Raw genomic sequence first — 626 nt, forward strand, 5'->3', positions numbered from 1 at the left:
CAGGTGCAGGTGGTTTGGATCCCAGCCCACCAAGGTCTGCGCTGGAACGAGTACGTGGATGGGTTGGTTGCCCAGGCTCGAGCCAGAGTGACCCTTCCTCCAGAAGTTAGGGATTGAGGTTTCACACCGGCAGTGGGGGCACTGTGAAACTGGTTAGCAGCAAGATGCTTGCCAAGACTACAAGGCTGTTAGGCTTGGCTTGACTGCAAGGTGCAGAACTTCCTGGATGGTTTTAGCCATGCGCTCCCAGGCAAAAGACTTAACCCACTCTAAGCCTTTCCTGACTTTCTCAGCGCGCAACTTGGGATCCAGAACCTGAACCAAGGTGTCCGACAAAGAGTCCTCTACATAAAATGCAGCTTCTCCTCCTACTTCCACTAAGGCAGAGTTGGGATAGATAATGACAGGGGTCCCACAGGCCATGGCCTCCAATACGGGTAGCCCGAATCCCTCATATGCACTTGGGTAAACCAGCGCCACGGCATTCTGGTAGGCTTGAACCAACTGCTGCAGATCTAGATAAGCATTCATAACAGGTTGCGGAGCTGCCGCCTGTCGATAAGCCTCTGGAGTCGACCAGGAATGAGTGCAAAGGACAGGGAAAGGCTTATAGGACCACTGCTGAT

The 626-nt window shown here is 53.4% G+C and carries 1 protein-coding gene; it reads right to left on the reverse strand.

The window, feature by feature from the left end:
• Window positions 1-177: 177 nt before the first annotated feature.
• Window positions 178-626: glycosyltransferase (locus tag NW838_RS09560; RefSeq protein WP_414427935.1), on the reverse strand; the 449-nt coding region annotated here is incomplete at its 5' end.

Source organism: Synechococcus sp. R55.2 (assembly GCF_047462075.1).
Classification (GTDB): Bacteria; Cyanobacteriota; Cyanobacteriia; order Thermostichales; family Thermostichaceae; genus Thermostichus.